This is a genomic window from Streptomyces sp. NPDC006529 (assembly GCF_040611795.1).
Classification (GTDB): Bacteria; Actinomycetota; Actinomycetes; order Streptomycetales; family Streptomycetaceae; genus Streptomyces.
The window spans coordinates 1-1,150 of sequence record NZ_JBEXPB010000143.1 but is presented as its reverse complement, the minus strand read 5'-3'; the positions used below and the strand labels follow the sequence as shown (position 1 = coordinate 1,150).

Sequence of the window (1,150 nt, the reverse complement as noted above, 5' to 3'; positions counted from 1 at the left end):
CGGTTTCGCCATCCCGCCTCCCCACGCTGCTTGGAGAACTCATTTCCAACCAGCACAACGAGCAACCCGGCGAACCTTCCCGGTCACGGCACTAGCTCTGTGCGCGAAAGCGCCCCGAGTCATCGGCGCCTGATGGGCTTCGCTGCGTGGTCAGTGGGCTGTGGCTGTGGCCCTGGCCTGGTACCTGTCGTGCAGTCGGTGGAGCAGCGTCCTGGTATGCCGTGTCAACGGGCGGTGCTGGTCCTCGTCGATGACCAAAGCCATCAGGTAGTGGTCGGGGCCGCTGCGCACGGCGTCGATGGGCATGGATGCCCGGAGGTTGGGCCAGTACCGCCCATGGGCGAACCCTGACGCCGCGCGCCAGGCGGCGGTGACCTCTCGGGCTTTCAGGCCGGCGTCCTCGGCCGCTTCCCCGATGACCTTCCCCGCCTCTGGCTTGCTGAGTGAGGCGGTGGGAATGCCGAGGGACAAGGCGAGGTCGGCTATGTCCTGGCGGCGCTCGCGACCGGTCTTGCCACCAGGGCCTGGCTGGTGGTCCGTGTCCTCCTCGTGCTGGGCCCGGTTGCGCATGTCCTCACGCCACAGGGCCAGGGCGCGCCGGCGGCGCTCAATGCGGTCGTTGCCGCCCAGGAGCCAGACGGCCGTGGCGAAGTTCTCCAGCGCCCCCCGCATCAGGGTCCACGGGCTCTGCGGGTCTACCTCTCCCGCGTACACGAGCCTGCGCAGCGCATCGGCATGGGCGACCCCCGCGCTGTAGGAGTTCCGGATGAGCGTGGACGCGGAGTACATGCCCAGCGGTGCATCGTCCGTCGCGAGGCTGCTCGACGGCTGCGGTGCCGGCAACTGCCGGTAGGCACCCTCCCCCCGCAGTCGCTCCACGTCCGCGAACAGCGGCTGCAGGTAGGAGAACTTGAACTCAGAACGTGTCATCACGCCAGGGTAGAGACGCCCCCTGACAGAAGGCAGCACGAAGCTGAGGGTGGACTGGGCGTGACAGGTTGCCCGGCACGTCGTTGAGCGGGGAGGTCAGCGAAGTGGAGGCCCCGGAGCGTCGTCTTGGGTTCTAGGAGTCGTCGCAACACCCCAGTTCAAGGGGTGCGATGGAGTTCGAGATCCGCAAGGTGCGGTCGGTGGCCCAAGGCCCGAGGAA

At 68.1% G+C, this 1,150-nt stretch carries 1 protein-coding gene; it reads right to left on the bottom strand.

Features of this window, described 5'->3' with window-relative positions:
• Positions 1–150: 150 nt before the first annotated feature.
• A complete protein-coding gene (locus tag ABZY31_RS31295) occupies positions 151–930 on the bottom strand; it encodes a hypothetical protein (protein WP_356417091.1) in 780 nt (259 codons plus the stop codon).
• Between the last annotated feature and the right edge of the window lie 220 nt (positions 931–1,150).